This is a genomic window from Actinospica sp., assembly GCF_035552695.1.
Classification (GTDB): domain Bacteria; phylum Actinomycetota; class Actinomycetes; order Streptomycetales; family Catenulisporaceae; genus Actinospica.
This window is the reverse complement of the sequence record NZ_DASZKT010000033.1, coordinates 1-3,396: the sequence shown is the minus strand read 5'-3', so window position 1 is coordinate 3,396 and position 3,396 is coordinate 1. Positions and strand designations below refer to the sequence as shown.

Below are 3,396 nucleotides of genomic sequence, written 5' to 3'. Positions count from 1 at the left end.
CGTCGTGACCGCCTTCATCATCTGCCACAGGCTCTGCTGCGCGCTCGAGGGCAGCGAGGTCGCGGTCAGCTGGGCGGCGCCCTGCACCACGATCGGCTGCTTGAACGAGCCCGAGTCCACCGTCGCGACGACCGAGGCCATCGCCAGCGGCGCGGTCTCGAGCTGGCCCTGGCCGAACAGCTCCTGGAACAGCTCACCGTTCGAGGCGCTGGACGGGATCTGGTAGTACGGGCCGGCGAGGCCGGTGCCGAGGTTCCACTGCTCGTTGAGCCCGTAGTACTTCTCGGCCGTCTGGGCGAGCGTCGTCGAGCCGATCTTGTCGTACCACTGGCCGAAGGCGTTGTTGCAGGATTTGGCGAAGTCGGTGAGGAACGGGGTGCCCGCCGGCTCGCTCTCGTTCTGCGAGTTGGCGAACGTGGTCCCGTCCACCACGATCTTCGCCGGGCACTGCACCGCCTGGCTCGGCGAGGAGACCAGGCCGCTGGTCAGCAGCGCGGTCGTGGTGATGATCTTGTTGGTGGAGCCGGGCGCGATCCGCGCGGTGAGCGCGAAGTCGTTGCCGCCGTCGTTGTTCGCCACCGCCACGATGTGGCCGGTGCTCGCCTGCAGAACGACCATCGAGCTGTTCGGGTACTTGAGAACCGCGGATTGCGCGGCGGACTCGGCCTTCGTGTTGATCGTCGTCTTGACCACGCCGGTGTTGACCGCCTGGCTGAGCACGTCCGCGCTGCTGCTGATCTGCGTCCCGTCGGTCTTCTCGAGGACGACCTCGACGCCCGGCGTGCCCTGACCGCTCGGCGCGGTCTTCTTCAGTGCGCTGTAGATGTTGTGCACGCCAGGATCGGTGGCGGACGAGAGGTCGTTGCCCGCGTCGTCGGTGACCTCGGCCGCAGAGGGCGCGAGGGCGACGCTGGCGATCTTCTCGTTCGCGGTCAGGTTGGGCGCGACCAGCGACGGGCTCCACTGGATCCACCAGCCGCCGTTCTTCTTGTAGGCGACCACCTTCGACGAGTACGACCAGTTCGCCGTCACCGAGCTGGCGGCCGCGCCGGACGAGGTCGAGCCGGACGCGGAGGCGGAAGCCGAAGCGGAGCTCGATGCGGACGCGGAACTCGAGGAGGTCGAAGACGTCGACGTCGCGGGCAACCCGACCTTGGCGACGACGGAGAAGGTGACCGCACCGGCCGTGCTCGTGGGCGCCGCGGCACCGTACGACGCGGACGGGGACGCGGAGGCCGTAGCGGCAGTCGAGCTCGAAGCGGACGCGCTCGCCGCGCCGGACGCGGTGCTGAGCGCGGTCGAGCCGGTGGCCGTCAGTTGCAGACCATTGAGATTCAGGTTGCTGCTGTAGGCGCTGAGCGTGGACTGCGCGGCGGCCGAGTCGTCCGTGTACGAGGCGGCCTGCTTGAAGTTCCCGCCCTCCCAAGCTGCGAGGAACGCCTGGGCAGTCTGCTCCGCGTCACCGGTCACGCTCGTCCCGGTGGGCTGGAAGCCGCTCGGCGTCGGCTTGGGCGAGGGCGAGCCGATGAGCGAACCCTGATTGAGGACGAGGACGGTGGCCAGGCCGACGATCGCCGCGGCCCCGATCCCGCTGGCCAGGAACAGCTTCTTGCGCGACGCGGGCCGTGCCTCGTCGCCCCGGAAGGCTTCTTCGGACCCGGCGGCCGGACGGCTCGGCGGGGCCTGCCCGTAGCCGCTCTGCGGCTGCGGCTCGGAGTGGTACGCCTGAGCCTGCGGCTGCTGGAGGTGGTACGGCTGGGACTGGTTCTGCGGCTGCGACGCCTGGGCCGGCTGCGGCTGCTGATTCACCGCGGTGGCCGCCGCGTACCCACGCTGCGGCTGCTGAGTCTGCTGCGGCGCCTGCGGCTGGCCGTTCTGCTTCGCGTCGCCCCACATCTGGGCCGGCTGCGGCGGCTGCCAGGTGTCCGCCGGAGCCGGAGCCGGAGCGGGGTTCTCCGGGGCCGCCGGAGTCGCCGGCACCATCTGCGTCGCCATGGCATCCGGCGTCTGCGGCGTGACCATCTGCGTCGCCATGGCATCCGGCGTCTGCGGCGTGGACGGCGTCACGATCTGAGTCGGCGCCGCGTCCAAGGTCGGCGACGGCACGATCCGAGTCGGCGCGGCATCCCACGAGTCAGCCTTCGGCGGCGTGACCATCTGGGTCGGCATGGCATCCGGCGTGTGCGGCGTGACCATCTGGGTCGCCATGGAATCCGGCGTGTGCGGCGTCACCATCTGGGTCGCCGTGGAATCCGGATACGGCGACGCGCTCTCCGGCTCCGGCGCGGTCCGCGTCGTCTGCTCCGGCGCCCGCCGCTCCTCGCGCACCGGCGGCACGGTCCAGTCGGTCTGCTCGGCCGCCGACTCCGGCGCCGAACTCGGCGGTGCTGCCGGGACGCTCTGCTCCTGCTCCGGCTGCTCGCCCCCCGGCGCACTCGGCCCGCCGGCGAACCAGCCGTCCCAGCCGCCCTTCTTCGGCGAATCGTCGCTCACCTGCGTCCCCTCCTTGATACGGACCTTCGCAGCTCTAAGACGTGCGCGAACGCAAGTCCGTTGCGCGCAGATCTTATCCGCACAGCTGGTGTGTACGTGCGGACAATGCGTCACATCCCCGCAACAAGAACGACAATCCGATATAAAGACGCGTAAAGAGGCCCCGCAGCGACTGCAGGGCCCCGTGTGGAGCGGACGACGGGAATCGAACCCGCGTAGCTAGTTTGGAAGAGGAGTAAGTCTACCTCTCTGACCAGCACCTTAATCCGCTGAGGCCACGCCATTGTCGCATATTTGTCGCGACCGCACTTCGAATCCGCTTCTGGTGTGTCCGTCGTCACTCGATCGTAGGCGGGCGAGGCAGGCACGGCAGCGCTGTCCGAATCGCAGACTCCGTGACGGCTGATGCTGGATCGTGACGTACGGCATGAGCCGTAGCCGCAGAAGTGGCCTGTCGGGTCATCCAGTCGGGCCGCGAGCTCCGTCCTGCCGCGCGGTGCTCGACGCCTCAATTCGCCTGAAGAGCGGGTCGCCGTCGAATTGCCTGACGGTTCCCGCGAGCGCCCACTCCAGAGGCACGATCGAACTGCCAGGGTCGAGGTTCCGTCGGTGCCAGAGGTGCAGCGCCAAAATGGGCTCGCGCGTTTCGCTCGCTCCGATCCCCACAAGGAACTTCAGGACGGCGCGGGCGACTTGGTAGCTCGCGTCTCGATCCATGCCGGGGTATCGGTCTGCTGCGAGGACGTCGAGGAGCGTGAACACGTCGTGGTCTTTGTCCTCGCGCAGCAGGGCGTACGCGGTGCGGAGAACGTCGGCGAGTTCGTCCGGGTTGAGCGGGCCGGGCGCGTAGTAGTTGGGCGTGGTCTCGTCCGTGGTCACGGCACTCTCCAATTCAAGGTTGCT

The 3,396-nt window shown here is 68.8% G+C and carries 2 protein-coding genes; both read right to left on the bottom strand.

From position 1 onward, the window contains the following. On the bottom strand, positions 1-2,493 hold a 2,493-nt coding region (locus tag VG296_RS05745), incomplete at its 3' end, for a hypothetical protein (protein WP_349259468.1). A 459-nt stretch (positions 2,494-2,952) separates the two neighbouring features. Next, positions 2,953-3,396 (bottom strand): hypothetical protein (locus VG296_RS05740; protein WP_325563826.1); only part of this gene is annotated, 444 nt, incomplete at its 5' end.